Below are 15,207 nucleotides of genomic sequence, written 5' to 3'. Positions count from 1 at the left end.
AGAGGCCAGCATCGACCCCTGGCGGGAATCAGGCAATAACTCTTTCGGCCAATGGCTCGGGCTCGGAGGCGCTGGAGCAGAGACTACACAGCTCGCGCGACGCACAGCTCGACGCCGCGCGACGCAACCTCAGATAAGACTCGCGCGCACTGGCCGCCGCACGTCCAAGCATCTCGCACTCCGCTTGCTGCTCGGCCGTGTAGGGTAGCGACGTTTCATTCATGAATTGGATCAGCGCCTGATGCGCCTCGGCTGAGAGCCGGGCCAAGCGGCTCTCTTCCTGGAGGATACGGGACTGGTCCATAGATATTTTTCCTGCCTACGCTTCTTGTTCTCGGCTTTTTTGACGCCAGAGAAGCGCAAGGTTCCTTCCTCCACGACGACCGGTCTGTCAGCGAAACGCGAAGGTGGTGTGGAAAAATACGATGGAAGCAGGACCATTCGGCGGGCACGGGGAAATCACGGATCGAACAAACGCCGCCTCAACCCTCGAAGCGAGCCACCGTGTACATCAGGCTCCTGGCCGATCGGCTACTCCCGCTTCGGCGAGCGCCGCTCGACGCCAGGCTGGGTATCCACCTGGCCAGGGCCCAGCGGATTGGGCTTGGCTGGCAGAGGTGAATGGGGGCTCCGCGGCCGATAGGGGTCGATGGCCATGCTCACCTCCTCGACCAGGAACAGCCTGGCCCTCTGACCTGGAGGCAGGCAAGCCTGACCGACGAAGTTCGAGGCGTCGGATGCCTCAGCCAGCCAGCGCCACAGGCGCCGCCTGTAGGCGGGTCCGCAGCAGACGGTAGAGACCGTCACCGTCGCGCTCGACCAGGCCGCAGGCACACAGGCGGCTCAGTACCTGCCTCACGCTGAGCACGGATATCTGTTCATCGGCCAGCAGCAGGCAGTCATGGAGCTCTCGCGAGCGCACACCCTGTTCGTTTCGCTGCAGCACTTCGAGAATCTTCAGTCGCACCAGACTGACTTTCAGTCCGGCGCCCTGAAGCATTGCCTTGAGTTGCAGGTGCTTGTCGCTGGTGGTCATACCACTCTCCTTGTGCGTGTGCTATCCACGTCTTCTATGTTCGAAAATCTGTCACGAAGCACAGCTTCTCAGCTTCTTACTAACTAAGACGAATGAGCGGCGAAAAACCTGCAGACGAAATGAAAAACTTTTGTATCTCGCCCCTGCATCAATCGTTTTGTGCTATTTCTCGAACCGCTCCGGCTTCACTGCCAGGCAGGGTTCAAGCAGCGACTCGATAGAACAGAGCTGCGTTACCGTCGGAGCACTGCAACAGGGGATGGCGGTACGCCGCCAGAAACAGGCAAGCCCGCTGGGGATAGATATGAAAAGGCTTGTACTGCTGACAATCACGCTGGTGCTTGTCGCCGGGTGCTCCGCAACTGCCAAGACGTATGAGAAAAAGGGCCGCAAAGGCCTGAACATCAACTGCTCCGGACTCACCTCGAACTGGAAGCAATGCGAGGACAAGGCGGCCAACGCCTGCGGTCCCAAGGGCTACAAGGTGGTAGCCAAGGCTGGGGCCGACCAGTCAGAAGACCCCGCGGACTTCGTCTTCGGGCTCAACCCGGCGGGCTTTTCCAGCCGCAGCATGATCGTGGTCTGCAAGTAAGCCACACACACTCAACGGACGAGTAATACCAACGGCACTCCGAGCGTCGAGGGCAACCTTTTGCCCGCCGTACCGGTCCATAGGCTGACCAGCCTTACAGACGAGCGGCCGCTTCATGGACCTGGTCATCGCCCGCCCCGAGGGGCTCTACTGCCCGCTCGGCGACTTCTACATCGACCCCTGGCGCCCGGTCGAACGCGCCGTGATCACCCACGGCCATGGCGACCATGCGCGCGGTGGCAGCCGCCACTACCTCGCCGCTGCTGCCGGTGCTGGCATCCTGCGCACCCGCCTGGGCGCCGATATCAATTTGCAGACCCTGGACTACGGCGAACGCCTCGCCCACCACGGCGTGACCCTCAGCCTGCATCCTGCCGGGCACGTGCTCGGCTCGGCCCAGGTGCGCCTGGAATACCGCGGTGAAGTCTGGGTCGCGTCCGGCGACTACAAGGTCGAGCCGGATGGCACCTGCACACCGTTCGAGCCGGTGCGCTGCCACACCTTCATCACCGAATCGACCTTCGGTCTGCCGATCTACTGCTGGCAACCGCAGGCGCAGATCTTCGCCGGTATCGATGACTGGTGGCGGCAGAACCAGGCGGCCGGGCGAGCCAGCGTGCTGTTCTGCTACGCCTTCGGCAAGGCGCAGCGCATCCTTCACGGCATCGACGCGCGCATCGGACCGATCCTCGGCCACGGCTCGATGGAGCCGCTCAACCAGGTCTACCGTGACGCCGGCGTGCACTTGCCGCCCACCCTGTACGCCGGTGACTTCAAGAAGAGTGACCCGCTGCTGCGCCAGGCGCTGATCCTCGCTCCGCCCTCGGCCGGCGGCAGCACCTGGATGCGCCGTTTCGGCGAGTACAGCGACGCCTTCGCCAGCGGCTGGATGATGCTGCGCGGCACGCGCCGGCGCCGCGGTGTCGACCGCGGTTTCGTGCTCTCCGACCACGCCGACTGGCCGGGCCTGCTGTGGGCCATCGAACAGACCGGCGCCGAGCGCGTGTTCGTCACCCACGGTTCGGTCAGCGTGCTGGTGCGCTACCTGCGCGAACAGGGCCTGGATGCCCAGGGCTTTGACACTGAGTACGGCGACGAGGACAAGGCCGCACCCAGTGCGGAAGCGGAGCCGAGCCCATGAAGGCCTTTGCCGACCTCTACGGGCGCCTCGACGCCACCACCTCGAGCAACGCCAAGCTCGCCGCGCTGCAGGACTACTTCCGCGCCGCCAGCGCCGAGGACGCCGCCTGGGCGGTGTTCTTTCTCGCCGGTGGGCGGCCGCGGCAACTGGTGCCGACGAAGCAGCTGCGCGAACTGGCGATGCAGGCGGCCAACCTGCCGGAATGGCTGTTCGAGGAAAGCTATTCGGCAGTCGGCGACCTGGCGGAAACCATCGCCCTGCTGCTGCCCGAATCCAGCCATGAATCCAGCGACGGCCTGGCCGTGTGGGTCGAAGAAAAACTCCTGCCCCTGCGCGGCTTGCCACCGGAAGAACTGGCCGCGCGCCTGCCGATGTTCTGGGCACAGCTCGACCGCCAGGCGCTGATGGTGTGCATCAAGCTGATCACCGGCGCCTTCCGCGTCGGCGTGTCCAAGCTGCTGGTGACCCGCGCCCTGGCCAGCCTCGCCGACATCGACGCCAAGCGCGTGGCGCAGCGCCTGGTGGGCTACACCGACCTGTCGCACCAGCCCAGCGCGGAGAGCTATCGCAAGCTGATCGCCGCCGAATCGCACGACGAACACGCCCAGCGTGGCGGCCAGCCCTACCCGTTCTTCCTCGCCCACGCCCTGCAACTGCCGGTGGAGAAATTCGAGGAGAACCTAGGCCCAGTCGACGCCTGGCAGGTGGAGTGGAAGTGGGACGGCATCCGCGCCCAGCTGGTCAAGCGCGACGGCCACCTGTGGCTGTGGTCGCGCGGCGAGGAGCTGATCAGCGAGCGCTTTCCCGAGCTGGACGAACTGGCTGCGCGCCTGCCCGACGGCACGGTGATCGACGGCGAACTGGTGGTCTGGCGCCACCCGCCGGCCATCGGCGCCGAACAGGCCAGCCTGATGGACGTCGACCTCGACAGCGCCTCACTGGAAGCGGGCGTGGAAGACAGCGTCGAGCGCTACGGCATCCAGCCCTTCGCCCTGCTGCAGCAGCGCATCGGCCGCAAGACCCTGGGCAAGAAGATCCTCGAAGAGGTGCCGGTGGCGGTGCTCGGCTACGACCTGCTGGAATGGCAGGGCCACGACTGGCGCAGCCACCCCCAGCACGAACGACGCGCGCAGCTGGAACAGGTGATCGCCGCCTGCGCCAGCCCCAGGCTGATGCCCTCGCCGCTGCTGCACGGCACCAGCTGGCAGGCGCTCGCCGAGCAGCGCGAAGAGTCGCGCCGCCTCGGCGTCGAGGGGATGATGCTCAAGGCCCGCGACTCGCTGTACGGCGTGGGCCGGACCAAGGACATGGGCGTGTGGTGGAAGTGGAAGGTCGACCCGTTCAGCGTCGACGCCGTGCTGATCTACGCCCAGCGTGGCCACGGCCGCCGCGCCAGCCTCTACAGCGACTACACCTTCGCCGTGTGGGACGGCCCGTCGGGCTCCAGCGAGCGCAGCCTGGTGCCGTTCGCCAAGGCCTATTCCGGACTGACCGACGAGGAAATGCGCAAGGTCGACGCCATCGTGCGCAAGACCACCGTGGAGAAGTTCGGCCCGGTGCGCAGCGTCACCCCGACCCTGGTTTTCGAGCTGGGTTTCGAGGGCATCGCCCTGTCCAAGCGGCACAAGAGCGGCATCGCCGTGCGCTTCCCGCGCATGCTGCGCTGGCGGCAGGACAAGCATGTGGAAGACGCCGACACCCTGGCCATCCTCCAGGACCTGCTGCAATGAGCCTGGCCGGCGCCTGGTTCGTCCAGCGTGGGTGGCAGGCCTTCCCGTTCCAGAGGGAGGTCTGGCAGGCCGTGGCCAAGGGCGAGTCCGGCGTGCTGCACGCCACCACCGGCTCGGGCAAGACCTATGCGGTGTGGCTGGCCGCGCTCGAGCACTTCGCCAAGGCCACGCCGGCCACCACCGCCAGCGGCCAGCCACGCAAGCGCCAGCCCGCCGCCGCGCCGCTCAGCGTGCTGTGGATCACCCCGATGCGCGCCCTGGCCGCCGACACCCAGCGCGCCCTGCAGGCGCCGCTGGACGACCTGAACATCGCTTGGAGCGTCGGCCTGCGCACCGGCGACACCGGCAGCAGCGAACGCGCGCGCCAGGGGCGCAAGCTGCCCAGCGCACTGATCACCACCCCGGAGAGCCTGACCCTGCTGCTGACCCGCAGCGATGCCGAGGCGCAGTTCGCCGGCCTGCGCATGCTGGTGGTGGACGAGTGGCACGAGCTGCTCGGCAACAAGCGCGGCGTGCAGCTGCAACTGGCCCTGGCGCGGCTGCGCCGGTGGAATCCAGGGCTGATCGTCTGGGGCCTGTCGGCGACCCTGGGCAACCAGCAGCACGCGCTGCAGGTGCTGCTCGGCGACACGCCGGGGCGCCTGGTGCAGGGCAAGCAGGACAAGAGCCTGCGCATCGACACCCTGCTGCCACCGGGCATCGAGCGTTTTCCCTGGGCCGGGCACCTGGGCCTGCGCATGCTGCCGCAGGTGGTCGAGGAGGTCGAAGCCAGCGGCACCAGCCTGCTGTTCACCAACACCCGCTCGCAGGCGGAGATCTGGTACCAGGCGCTGCTCGACGCGCGGCCGGACTGGGCCGGGCTGATCGCCCTGCACCACGGCTCGCTGTCGCGCGAGGTGCGCGACTGGGTCGAACTGGGCCTCAAGGAAGGCCGGCTGAAGGCCGTGGTGTGCACCTCAAGCCTGGACCTGGGCGTGGACTTCCTGCCGGTGGAACGGGTGCTGCAGATCGGTTCGGCCAAGGGCGTGGCGCGCCTGCTGCAACGGGCCGGGCGCTCCGGCCACGCACCGGGGCGCGCCTCGCGCATCAGCCTGGTGCCGACCCACGCGCTGGAGCTGATCGAAGCCGCCGCCGTGCAGGACGCCGTCGCCGCCGGGCGCATCGAGGCGCGGCAATCGCCGCAGAAGCCCCTCGACGTGCTGGTCCAGCACCTGGTCAGCATGGCCCTCGGTGGCGGCTTTCGCCCCGACGAGCTGCGCGAGGAAGTGCGCAGCGCCTGGGCCTATCGCGAGCTGAGCGACGAGGAATGGCAATGGGCGCTGGCCTTCGTCCGCCACGGCGGCAACTCGCTCACGGCCTACCCCGACTACCAGCGGGTGGAACCCGACGAACAGGGCATCTGGCGCGTGCCCAATGCGGCGCTCGCCAGGCGCCACCGCATGAGCGTGGGCACCATCGTCAGCGACGCCAGCATCGCCGTGAAGTTCTGGGCCAAGGGCGGCAGCGGCCGCTCGCTGGGCAGCGTCGAGGAAGGTTTCATCGCCCGCCTGCGTCCCGGCGACTGCTTCCTCTTCGCCGGGCGCCTGCTGGAGCTGGTGCGGGTGGAAAACATGACCGCCTACGTCAACCGCGCCACGTCGCGCAAGGCCGCGGTGCCGCGCTGGAATGGCGGGCGCATGCCGCTCTCCAGCGAGCTGGCCGACGCCGTGGTGGCGCGCTTCGGCGAAGCCGCGCAGGGCCAGTTTCGCGGCCCGGAGATGCAGCTGCTGCGGCCGCTGCTGGAGGTGCAGCAGGCCTGGTCGGCGCTGCCCACCTCCGACTCGCTGCTGGCGGAAACCCTGCACTCGCGCGAAGGCTGGCACCTGTTCCTCTACCCCTTCGCCGGGCGCAGCGTGCACCTCGGGCTGGCCAGCCTGCTGGCCTGGCGCATCGGCCAGTTGCAGCCGACGACCTTCTCCATCGCCGTCAACGACTACGGCCTGGAGTTGCTCTGCGCGAGCCCGGTGGACTGGCCGCGCTGGCTCAACGCCGACCTGCTACGCAGCGAAAACCTGATGCACGACGTGCTCGCCAGCCTGAATGCCGGCGAACTGGCGCGGCGGCGCTTTCGCGAGATCGCCCGTATCGCCGGGCTGGTGTTCGGCGGCTACCCCGGCGCGGCGAAAAGCGCACGCCAGTTGCAGGCCTCCAGCGCACTGTTCTTCGACGTGTTCCAGCAGTACGACCCCGGCAACCTGCTGCTCGGCCAGGCCCAGGAGGAAGTGCTGCGCCAGGAGCTGGACGTGCAGCACCTGCAACACACCCTGCAACGCCTGCGCGGGTTACGCCTGGACCTGCGCGCGGTGAAGCGCCCGCCACCATTGGCCTTTCCCCTGCTGGTGGAGCGCTTTCGCGAGAGTCTCAGCTCGGAGAAGCTGGCCGACCGCATCGCCCGCCTGCTCGCCGACCTGGAGAAAGCCGCCGGCCCTGGCGCCTACCAGGCCAGCAGCGCACCCGAGGTGGAGGGCGAACGACCACGGACGCGTACACCGCGACAGAGCAAGGACGGGCTCCCTCGGGTGAAGAAAAGCACCGGCTAAGGGACAGGAGGAGCACGACCATCGACCCGACCCACGCGCCCACGCCCGCCCTCGCCGTACAGCTCGCCAGCGAGGAAGTCTGGCTGCTAGCCGACAAGGCGCTGTACTGGCCAGCCGGCGAAGCACTGCTGATCGCCGATATCCACTTCGGCAAGGCCGCCGCCTACCGCGCCCTCGGCCAGCCGGTGCCGCAGGGCACCACAACCAACAACCTGCAGCGCCTGGATGCACTGCTGGCGCAGTACCCATGCCGGCAGCTGATCTTTATCGGCGACTTTCTGCATGCGCGCCAATCGCACGCGCCGGCCACCCTGGCGGCGCTGCACGCCTGGCGTGAACGCAACAGCGAGCTGGCGATTCTGCTGATCCGCGGCAACCACGACCGCAGCGCCGGCGACCCGCCGGCAACACTGAATATCCGCGTGGTCGCCGAGCCTCATCTGCTCGGTCCGTTCGCTCTGCAGCACGAACCCCACCCACACCCCAGTCATCATGTGCTGGCCGGCCACGTACACCCGGTATGCGTGTTGCGCGGGCGAGGCCGGCAGCGGTTACGCCTGCCCTGCTTCAGCCTGGATGACGGTGTTTGCCTGTTACCGGCATTCGGCGCCTTTACCGGCGGCATGCAGGTCGACCCGCAGGCGGGGCGACGGCTGTATGCGCTGGGCGGTGGAGGGGTATGGCCAGTGATAGCTGCCGATTAGCGAGCCCATCATTCTCATTGCTGTCATTTGTCCACACTAAATTCAAAGACTATCTTTGTTGCACCCGCACCAGTAGAGAAGTGCCGGAATGACCATGACCGTGCAAAAAGCCAAGGAAACCAGGCTGTTTCTGTTCCTGGTGGTATTCCTGTTCCCCATCTTGTCAGTGGCCATCGTCGGGGGCTACGGCTTCCTGGTCTGGATCATCCAGATATTCACCGGGCCACCGGGGCCTCCGGGCTAGCAGGGTGTCGGTCATGGACGAAACCCTCCACATCGCCAGCTTGGTGGTGCACTGCCATCCAGAACAGCTGGACGCCGTGCGCGCCAACCTGGCTCGCCTGCCCGATCTCGAGCTGCACCAGAGCAGCGACGCCGGCAAACAGGTGGTCGTGCTCGAAGCGCGCGATGAAGGTGCGATCCTCGAGCGCCTGCACACCATCCAGCAGCTCCCAGGAGTACTGGGCGCCGCGCTGATCTACCACGAACTCCTCGACGCCTCAGGAGAAGCCCGATGAAACTGACTCGTCGCGAATTCGCCAAGGCCCAGGCCGCCGCCATAGCGGCGGCCGCCGCCGGCCTGCCGTTTGTGAGTACCGCGAGCAACCTGCTCACCGATGCCGATCTCACCGCCCTGGAATGGAACAAGGCGCCCTGCCGCTTCTGCGGCACCGGCTGCGGCGTGATGGTGGCCACCAGAGATGGGCGGGTCGTCGCCACCCATGGCGACATCAAAGCAGAGGTCAATCGCGGCCTGAACTGCGTGAAAGGCTACTTCCTGTCGAAGATCATGTATGGCGTCGACCGTCTGACCCAGCCGCTGCTGCGGATGAAGAATGGCCAGTACAACAAGCAGGGCGAGTTCCAGCCAATCAGCTGGGAACAGGCCTTCGCCATCATGGCCGAGAAGACCAAAGAGGCGCTCAAGGCCCACGGCCCCGAGTCTGTTGGCATGTTCGGCTCGGGCCAATGGACGATCTGGGAAGGCTACGCCGCCAACAAGCTGATGAAAGCAGGCCTGCGCAGCAACAATATCGACCCCAACGCCCGCCACTGCATGGCTTCGGCGGTGATGGGCTTCATGCGCAGCTTCGGCATGGACGAGCCCATGGGCTGCTACGACGACATCGAGGCCACCGACAGCTTCGTGCTGTGGGGCTCGAATATGGCGGAGATGCACCCGATTCTCTGGTCACGCGTTACCGACCGGCGCCTGAGCCAGTCCCACGTCAAGGTCGCCGTGCTCTCCACCTTCGAGCACCGCAGCTTCGACCTGGCCGACATCCCGATGGTGTTCAAGCCGCAGACCGACCTGATCATCCTCAACTACATCGCCAACCACATCATCCAGTCCGGAGCGGTGAACCGCGACTTCATCAACCGCCACACGAAATTCGCCAAGGGCGCCGACGACATCGGCTATGGCCTGCGCCCCACCGATCCGCAGGAGCAGAAGGCGAAGAACGCGGCCAACGCCAATACCTGGAGCGACATCTCCTTCGAGCAGTTCGCCGCCTTCGTCAAACCCTACAACCTGGAGCGTGCCGCCGAGGAATCCGGCGTACCGGCCGAGCGCCTGAAGGCCCTGGCGGAACTCTATGCCGACCCGAAACGCAAGGTCGTTTCATTCTGGACGATGGGCTTCAACCAGCACACCCGAGGGGTGTGGGCCAACAACCTGATCTACAACATCCACCTGCTCACCGGGAAGATCAGCGAACCGGGCAACAGCCCGTTTTCCCTGACCGGCCAGCCCTCGGCCTGCGGCACCGCGCGCGAGGTCGGCACCTTCTCCCACCGCCTGCCGGCGGACCTGCTGGTGGCCAATCCCAAGCACCGCGCGACCGCCGAGAAGATCTGGAAGCTGCCTGCGGGCACCATCCAGGAGAAACCCGGTTTCCACGCGGTACAGCAGAGCCGCATGCTCAAGGACGGCGTGCTCAAGGTGTACTGGACCCAGGTCAGCAACAACATGCAGGCTGGCCCGAACATCATGCAGGAGGTCCTTCCCGGCTGGCGCAACCCGGAGGCATTCGTCATCGTCTCCGACGTCTACCCCACCGTCTCCGCCCAGGCGGCAGACCTGATCCTGCCCAGCGCCATGTGGGTGGAGAAGGAAGGTGCCTACGGCAACGCCGAGCGCCGGACCCAGTTCTGGCACCAGTTGGTCAAGGCGCCGGGCGAAGCCAGGTCCGACCTGTGGCAACTGGTCGAGTTCGCCAAGCACTTCACCACGGACGAGGTATGGCCGGCGGAGCTGCTGGCCAAGGCTCCGCAGCTCAAGGGCAAGACGCTGTTCGATGTGCTGTTCAAGAACGGCCAGGTCGACCAGTTTCCTTCCAGCGAGATGGCCGAGGGTTACGCCAACGACGAGGCTAGCGCCTTCGGCTTCTACCTGCAGAAGGGTCTGTTCGAGGAATACGCCGCCTTCGGCCGCGGCCATGGCCACGACCTGGCACCCTTCGACGCCTACCATGAAGCCCGCGGCCTGCGCTGGCCAGTGGTCGACGGTCAGGAAACACGCTGGCGCTATCGCGAAGGACACGACCCTTATGTCGAAAAGGGCAGCGGCGTGCAGTTCTATGGCTATCCGGACAAGAAGGCGATCATCTTCGCCCTGCCCTACGAGCCGCCGGCCGAGGCTCCGGACAACGACTTCCCGTTCTGGCTCAGCACCGGTCGGGTACTGGAGCACTGGCACACCGGCAGCATGACCCAGCGTGTGGACGAGCTGTATCGGGCGGTACCCGACGCCCTGGTGTACATGCACCCGGACGACGCCAAGCAGCTCAAAGCGCGACGCGGCAGCGAGGTCAAGGTGATCAGCCGGCGCGGCGAGATGCGTGCGCGCATCGAAACCCGCGGACGCAACAAGCCTCCACGCGGCCTGGTGTTCGTGCCCTTCTTCGACGCCAACAAGCTGATCAACAAGGTCACCCTGGACGCTACCGATCCCATCTCCAAGCAGACCGACTACAAGAAGTGCGCGGTGCGCATCGAACTGGTCAGCCTGGCCTGAGGAGCCCGAACATGAGAAGCCTGCCCCTGCTGCTGGTTTTCCTGGCGAGTCTCGTCCAGGCGGCCGACTACCCCCTTGATGCTCCAGCGCCCGATGGTCGGCGTCCCGGCGGCACCATCAGCCAGGAGCTGCCCGCGCCGCCCCTGGGCAACGACGAAAACAAGGACATCAAGCGCGAGCGCAACTATCCCGAGCAGCCACCCACCATCCCCCACGCCATCCGCGACTACCAGGTGGACAAGAACGGCAACAAGTGTCTGTCCTGTCACAGCCGCAGCAACAGCGCCAAGACCCAGGCGCCGATGATCAGCATTACCCACTACATGGATCGGGATGGCCAGACACTGGCCGCCGTCTCACCACGGCGCTACTTCTGCACCCAGTGCCATGTGCCGCAGCAGGACGTGAAGCCATTGGTGGAAAACGATTTCCGCACCATCGACAAGCTGCTGCAGGACGAAGTGCAGCGGGCCGGCCAGTCCCACCAGTGAGGTGCCCATGAAAGCCCTGTTCAGATGGCTGAGCGAGTATTGGTACATCCTGCGCAGACCCAGCGTGCATTACAGCCTGGGCTTCCTCACCCTTGGCGGGTTCATCGCCGGGATCATTTTCTGGGGTGGCTTCAACACCGCCCTGGAGGCCACCAACACCGAGCAGTTCTGTATCTCCTGTCATGAAATGGAGAGCAACGTCTACGTCGAGCTGAAGGACACCATCCACTACAGCAATCGTTCGGGCGTGCGCGCCACCTGCCCGGACTGCCACGTGCCCCATCAGTGGACGGACAAGATCGCCCGCAAGATGCAGGCCTCCAAGGAGGTCTGGGGGAAGATCTTCGGCACCATCAACACACGCGACAAATTCCTCGAGAAACGCCGCGAACTGGCCGAGCATGAATGGGCCAGGCTCAAGGCCAATGACTCGCTGGAGTGTCGCAACTGCCACGGCTTCGACTTCATGGATTTCACCCGGCAGAGCCCGCGGGCCAGGCAGATGCATTCGACCGCACTGGGCAATGGCCAGGCCACGTGCATCGACTGCCACAAGGGGATCGCCCACAGGTTGCCAGACATGCACGGCGTGCCGGGCTGGTGAACCTCAGCGGCGCCGGTCCAGCAGGTTCACCGCCACTCGATCCAGCCAACCCCACAGGCGCTGCATGAAGCGTTTGAACAGCGGGCGGCGGTGCCAGTCTTCCAGGGTGATCTCACGGCTCAGCTCGAAGTCGTTGAGAAAGCTCTCGGCTGCTGCCGTGGTCAGCTGCGGGTCGAGGGCCTCCAGATTGGCTTCCAGGTTGAAGCGCAGGTTCCAGTGGTCGAAGTTACACGAACCGACGCTCACCCAATCGTCCACCAGTACCAGCTTCAGATGCAGGAAACGCGGCTGGTATTCAAAGATCCTTACCCCGGCCTTGAGCAGGCGTGGGTAATAGCGCTGGCCAGCGAAGCGTACCGGAGGATGGTCGGTGTTGCGGCTGGTCAGTAGTAGCCGAACCTCTACCCCACGAGCAGCGGCGCGCATGAGAAAGCGGCGTACCTTGCGGCTGGGCAGGAAGTACGGAGTGGCAAGCCAGACCCTCTGTTTGGCGTGACCGATGCTGCGCAGCAGCGACTGGACGATGTCCAGGTGTTGGCTGGAGTCAGCGTAGGCCACCCTCCCCATGCCCCGCCCGGCCGATGGACAGGGAGGCAGATGGGCCAGCCCCGGCGCATGGCCGGGACGCCAGGGGTTACGGCCCTCGCAAGCCAGCCACTGGTGATCGAACAACAATTGCCAGTGCGCCACCAGAGGCCCTTCGATACGCACCATCACTTCGTGCCAGCATTCGTCCTGGGCCTGTGGCGACCAGAATTCGTCCGTGGCCCCGGTGCCACCGACATAGGCACAACGCTCATCCACCACCAACAGCTTGCGATGGTCACGGTAGAAGTTGCGGACGCCGCGCCGCCAGCGCAATGGGTTGTACTGGCGCAGCTGCACGCCGGCCTCGGCCAGACGCAGACGCTGCCCCTCGCCGAAGCGCAGGCAACCGAACGCATCGAACAGGCACAGCACCCGCACCCCTCGGGCGGCAACAATGCACAGAGCCTCGACCAGGGCGGCACTGCAGTGGCCATCCTCCACCAGATAAAGCTCGAGCAGTACCTGACGCTCGGCCGCGGCAATGTCGGCGAGCATGGCCGGCATGAACGCCGGCCCGTCGACCATCAGTTCGAAGCGGTTGCCGGATTTCCAGGGGAAGATGGCGCCGGTCATCGCGAGGTGAAGATCATCACCGCACCCACCGGCACCGAGAGGCTGATGCTGGACAGCCTGGCTACCGCGCGCAGGGCCTCCACACCCTCCTCCAGGCCGAAGTGCTCGGCATGCAGCACCAGCGGTGCCATGGTTACTACCTGGAAGCGCCGATCATCCAGGCGGGTCGCCAGTAGATCGGCCATGTAGCCGTGCTTGCGCCCACGGATCTCCACCTGAATCGGCAGAGTCAGCTCCAGCTGGGCACCAGGCGCGAGATCGGTGATCGGCGCCAGGTTGAGCTGGGCCATGATGTGGGCATCGGGAAACTTGCCGGTCTCGAACAGCAGGCTGCGCAGTCGCTCGTCGCGTACCGGGATGCCCGTGCTCACCGACTCCAGTTCGACACGCAGGCGGGCCGCGCCCTTGTCGTTGATCTTGCCGTGCAAGGTCAGGAATCGATGCACCTCGGAGAGGTTGTCGGCCTTGGTGGAAATGAACGACAGGCGCGAGGACTCGTTGTCCAGGTACCAGTCGGCCTGCACCGGCAATGCCAGGCAGACGGTAAGAACGGCGCCGGTCAGGATAGAAAGGGGCTTGGCCATGGACTCACTTGCATTGCGGGCTGAGCGCAACGATAGCGGCCCGGAGCGACCTTGCCAAACCCCAGCCGTTACAAGCCGTGGCGATGCGGATTCTGTTCAGAGCGGGTCGGCCGTGACCTGCAACTGACAGCCCTGGCGCGCATCCAGCCAGGCCGCCGTCTGGCTGCTGCCCAGGCCACGCGCCGTCACCCGTTTGCCCTGCTCGTCGTCATGGAAGGCACTGAGTGGCAGGTACTGCTTGACGTAGCCTTCGCAGTAGGCGGCCGGATTGCCACTGACATAGCGGCAGGAGCAGTACTCCTTGGCCGAGTATGCACCGATGATTCCGGGGAAGGCCGCCACATGGGCACGATTGATCCACGCCAGCAACACCAGGCCGGCCAGCAGCAGGAGGAACACCGAGAGAAAGGGGCGACGCCTGATCATGGCTGGTCTCCGAAGGCGGCCTGTACCCGTTTGAGCAGTTCGTTATGGCTGTAGCTGCCATCGCGGTCGTCGGCGTAGCGCACCACCACCAGCTTCTGCGCCGGCAATACATAGAGCGCCTGTCCCCAGTGACCCAGCGCAGCGAAGGCGCTATCCGGCACATCCGGCCAGGGCTTGGGAACGCCCTCCAGCGCCGCGTTGAGCCACCACTGACCACCGGGCACGGCGTCGTGCGGCTTGTCCGGGTTAGGCAGGTAATTGGCGAATGGCGTGCGGTTGAACGCCACCCAGGCGGCTGGCAGCACCTGCCTGTCACCCCAACGCCCGTCGCGCTGCATCAGCAGGCCGACGCGCCCAAGGTCGCGGGCAGTCATGTACGCATAGGACGAGGCCACGAAGGTGCCACTGGCATCGCGCTCCCACACGGCCGAGCGAATGCCCAGCGGATCGAACAGCGCGGTCCAGGGGTATCCGGCGTAGGCCTGTTCACCGACCATGGATTTCAGACTGGCGCCAAGCACGTTGCTGTCGCCACTGGAATAGCGGAAGCGCGTACCCGGCACCGCTCCCAGACTGTGCTCGGCAGTGAAGGCGGCCATGTCGCCGCGACCACGGGTGTAGAGCATCGCGACCACCGAGGACTTCAGTGGCGCGTACTCGTAGTCCTCTTGCCAGTCCAGGCCGGACGCCCAGTTGAGCAGGTGGCCCATCTTCACATCGGGGTGCGCGGCGAACGGCGGGTAGTGTTTGGCCACTGCGTCATCCAGCTTGAAGCGCCCCTCGCCGAAAGCCACGCCGAGCACGCTGGCAAACAGACTCTTGCTGATCGACCAGGTCAGGTGAGGGGTCTGCGCGGTAGTGGGTCCGGCATAGCGCTCGTAGACAATCACGCCGTCCCTGACCACCACCAGCGCATCGCTGCGCACACCCGCGCGGGCCACATCGTCCCTGGCGGGAAACGCGTAGTCGTCCAGCGCCTGTATGGCCGGGCTGGCTGCAGCCGGCTGGCTGATCCAGTCCTCGGACGGCCAGGTTTCCGCCGCCAGGGGACCGGCAACCAGCAGACAGCCGGCCAGGGCGGTACGACGCAACAGGGCAAGGGGCATCGGGCTCGCTCGCAAATGAAGGAGGAGCCGAAGC

Annotated in this window: 16 protein-coding genes; 10 read left to right on the top strand and 6 right to left on the bottom strand. The window is 65.9% G+C overall.

Annotated elements, in window-relative coordinates; genetic code table 11:
* Nucleotides 1-28: 28 nt before the first annotated feature.
* Both IB234_RS07325 and IB234_RS07320 read right to left on the bottom strand, forming a co-directional pair.
* Nucleotides 29-304, bottom strand: a complete 276-nt coding sequence (locus IB234_RS07325; RefSeq protein WP_192316002.1) for a hypothetical protein — start codon at nucleotides 302-304, stop codon at nucleotides 29-31.
* 438 nt (nucleotides 305-742) lie between these two features.
* The gene (locus IB234_RS07320) at nucleotides 743-1,036 is read right to left on the bottom strand and encodes a transcriptional repressor (protein ID WP_192316000.1); all 294 of its coding nucleotides are present in this window, start codon (nucleotides 1,034-1,036) and stop codon (nucleotides 743-745) included.
* Nucleotides 1,037-1,340: 304 nt separating this feature from the next.
* On the opposite strand from IB234_RS07320, the gene IB234_RS07315 reads away from it, so the two are divergent.
* The 10 genes from IB234_RS07315 (at nucleotide 1,341) to IB234_RS07270 (ending at nucleotide 11,896) form a co-directional block, all read left to right on the top strand.
* Nucleotides 1,341-1,628, top strand: a complete 288-nt coding sequence (locus tag IB234_RS07315; protein WP_192317753.1) for a hypothetical protein — start codon at nucleotides 1,341-1,343, stop codon at nucleotides 1,626-1,628.
* Nucleotides 1,629-1,743: 115 nt separating this feature from the next.
* On the top strand, nucleotides 1,744-2,769 hold the full coding sequence (locus IB234_RS07310) for a ligase-associated DNA damage response exonuclease (protein ID WP_192315997.1): 1,026 nt from the start codon (nucleotides 1,744-1,746) through the stop codon (nucleotides 2,767-2,769).
* Entirely contained in the window at nucleotides 2,766-4,499 is a 1,734-nt protein-coding gene (locus tag IB234_RS07305) for an ATP-dependent DNA ligase (protein ID WP_192315995.1), read from the top strand. The genes IB234_RS07310 and IB234_RS07305 overlap by 4 nt, the downstream gene beginning before the upstream one ends.
* Nucleotides 4,496-7,078, top strand: a complete 2,583-nt coding sequence (locus IB234_RS07300) for a ligase-associated DNA damage response DEXH box helicase (protein WP_192315993.1) — start codon at nucleotides 4,496-4,498, stop codon at nucleotides 7,076-7,078. Before IB234_RS07305 ends, IB234_RS07300 begins: the two co-directional genes overlap by 4 nt.
* A gap of 20 nt (nucleotides 7,079-7,098) precedes the next feature.
* A complete protein-coding gene (gene pdeM, locus IB234_RS07295; RefSeq protein WP_192317751.1) occupies nucleotides 7,099-7,782 on the top strand; it encodes a ligase-associated DNA damage response endonuclease PdeM in 684 nt (227 codons plus the stop codon).
* Between the two features lie 94 nt (nucleotides 7,783-7,876).
* Nucleotides 7,877-8,026 carry a periplasmic nitrate reductase, NapE protein gene (gene napE, locus IB234_RS07290; RefSeq protein ID WP_318651989.1) on the top strand — a complete coding sequence of 50 codons (150 nt, stop codon included), beginning with the start codon at nucleotides 7,877-7,879 and terminating at the stop codon, nucleotides 8,024-8,026.
* Between the two features lie 13 nt (nucleotides 8,027-8,039).
* Entirely contained in the window at nucleotides 8,040-8,300 is a 261-nt protein-coding gene (locus IB234_RS07285; protein ID WP_192315989.1) for a chaperone NapD, read from the top strand.
* Complete coding sequence (gene napA / locus IB234_RS07280; protein ID WP_192315987.1) at nucleotides 8,297-10,801, top strand: nitrate reductase catalytic subunit NapA; 2,505 nt, start codon at nucleotides 8,297-8,299, stop codon at nucleotides 10,799-10,801. Before IB234_RS07285 ends, napA begins: the two co-directional genes overlap by 4 nt.
* Before the next feature lie 11 nt (nucleotides 10,802-10,812).
* Nucleotides 10,813-11,292: a nitrate reductase cytochrome c-type subunit gene (locus tag IB234_RS07275; protein ID WP_192315985.1), complete on the top strand. Its 480-nt coding sequence runs from the start codon at nucleotides 10,813-10,815 to the stop codon at nucleotides 11,290-11,292.
* 7 nt (nucleotides 11,293-11,299) lie between these two features.
* On the top strand, nucleotides 11,300-11,896 hold the full coding sequence (locus IB234_RS07270; protein WP_192315983.1) for a cytochrome c3 family protein: 597 nt from the start codon (nucleotides 11,300-11,302) through the stop codon (nucleotides 11,894-11,896).
* Between the two features lie 3 nt (nucleotides 11,897-11,899).
* Here IB234_RS07270 and IB234_RS07265 read toward each other — a convergent pair whose 3' ends face one another.
* The 4 genes from IB234_RS07265 to IB234_RS07250 all read right to left on the bottom strand — a co-directional run bounded on the left by IB234_RS07265 (nucleotide 11,900) and on the right by IB234_RS07250 (nucleotide 15,173).
* Nucleotides 11,900-13,057 (bottom strand): phospholipase D-like domain-containing protein, encoded by a 1,158-nt coding sequence (locus IB234_RS07265; RefSeq protein ID WP_192315981.1) that lies wholly within the window; start codon nucleotides 13,055-13,057, stop codon nucleotides 11,900-11,902.
* The gene (locus IB234_RS07260) at nucleotides 13,054-13,641 is read right to left on the bottom strand and encodes a YceI family protein (RefSeq protein WP_192315979.1); all 588 of its coding nucleotides are present in this window, start codon (nucleotides 13,639-13,641) and stop codon (nucleotides 13,054-13,056) included. Before IB234_RS07260 ends, IB234_RS07265 begins: the two co-directional genes overlap by 4 nt.
* Nucleotides 13,642-13,737: 96 nt before the next feature.
* The gene (locus IB234_RS07255; protein ID WP_192315977.1) at nucleotides 13,738-14,067 is read right to left on the bottom strand and encodes an amidase; all 330 of its coding nucleotides are present in this window, start codon (nucleotides 14,065-14,067) and stop codon (nucleotides 13,738-13,740) included.
* On the bottom strand, nucleotides 14,064-15,173 hold the full coding sequence (locus tag IB234_RS07250; protein WP_192315975.1) for a serine hydrolase domain-containing protein: 1,110 nt from the start codon (nucleotides 15,171-15,173) through the stop codon (nucleotides 14,064-14,066). The genes IB234_RS07255 and IB234_RS07250 overlap by 4 nt, the downstream gene beginning before the upstream one ends.
* Between the last annotated feature and the right edge of the window lie 34 nt (nucleotides 15,174-15,207).

It is taken from the genome of Pseudomonas sp. PDM16, assembly GCF_014851865.1.
Taxonomy (GTDB): Bacteria; Pseudomonadota; Gammaproteobacteria; order Pseudomonadales; family Pseudomonadaceae; genus Aquipseudomonas.
This window is presented reverse-complemented; position numbering and strand designations above follow the sequence as displayed.

What these genes read in the sequence shown, in the direction of transcription:
- IB234_RS07325 (WP_192316002.1), bottom strand. Translation starts at nt 304, where the DNA reads ATGGACCAGTCCCGTATCCTCCAGGAAGAGAGCCGCTTGGCCCGGCTC.
- IB234_RS07320 (WP_192316000.1), bottom strand. Translation starts at nt 1,036, where the DNA reads ATGACCACCAGCGACAAGCACCTGCAACTCAAGGCAATGCTTCAGGGC.
- IB234_RS07315 (WP_192317753.1), top strand. Translation starts at nt 1,341, where the DNA reads ATGAAAAGGCTTGTACTGCTGACAATCACGCTGGTGCTTGTCGCCGGG.
- IB234_RS07310 (WP_192315997.1), top strand. Translation starts at nt 1,744, where the DNA reads ATGGACCTGGTCATCGCCCGCCCCGAGGGGCTCTACTGCCCGCTCGGC.
- IB234_RS07305 (WP_192315995.1), top strand. Translation starts at nt 2,766, where the DNA reads ATGAAGGCCTTTGCCGACCTCTACGGGCGCCTCGACGCCACCACCTCG.
- IB234_RS07300 (WP_192315993.1), top strand. Translation starts at nt 4,496, where the DNA reads ATGAGCCTGGCCGGCGCCTGGTTCGTCCAGCGTGGGTGGCAGGCCTTC.
- napE (WP_318651989.1), top strand. Translation starts at nt 7,877, where the DNA reads ATGACCGTGCAAAAAGCCAAGGAAACCAGGCTGTTTCTGTTCCTGGTG.
- IB234_RS07285 (WP_192315989.1), top strand. Translation starts at nt 8,040, where the DNA reads ATGGACGAAACCCTCCACATCGCCAGCTTGGTGGTGCACTGCCATCCA.
- napA (WP_192315987.1), top strand. Translation starts at nt 8,297, where the DNA reads ATGAAACTGACTCGTCGCGAATTCGCCAAGGCCCAGGCCGCCGCCATA.
- IB234_RS07275 (WP_192315985.1), top strand. Translation starts at nt 10,813, where the DNA reads ATGAGAAGCCTGCCCCTGCTGCTGGTTTTCCTGGCGAGTCTCGTCCAG.
- IB234_RS07270 (WP_192315983.1), top strand. Translation starts at nt 11,300, where the DNA reads ATGAAAGCCCTGTTCAGATGGCTGAGCGAGTATTGGTACATCCTGCGC.
- IB234_RS07265 (WP_192315981.1), bottom strand. Translation starts at nt 13,057, where the DNA reads ATGACCGGCGCCATCTTCCCCTGGAAATCCGGCAACCGCTTCGAACTG.
- IB234_RS07260 (WP_192315979.1), bottom strand. Translation starts at nt 13,641, where the DNA reads ATGGCCAAGCCCCTTTCTATCCTGACCGGCGCCGTTCTTACCGTCTGC.
- IB234_RS07255 (WP_192315977.1), bottom strand. Translation starts at nt 14,067, where the DNA reads ATGATCAGGCGTCGCCCCTTTCTCTCGGTGTTCCTCCTGCTGCTGGCC.
- IB234_RS07250 (WP_192315975.1), bottom strand. Translation starts at nt 15,173, where the DNA reads ATGCCCCTTGCCCTGTTGCGTCGTACCGCCCTGGCCGGCTGTCTGCTG.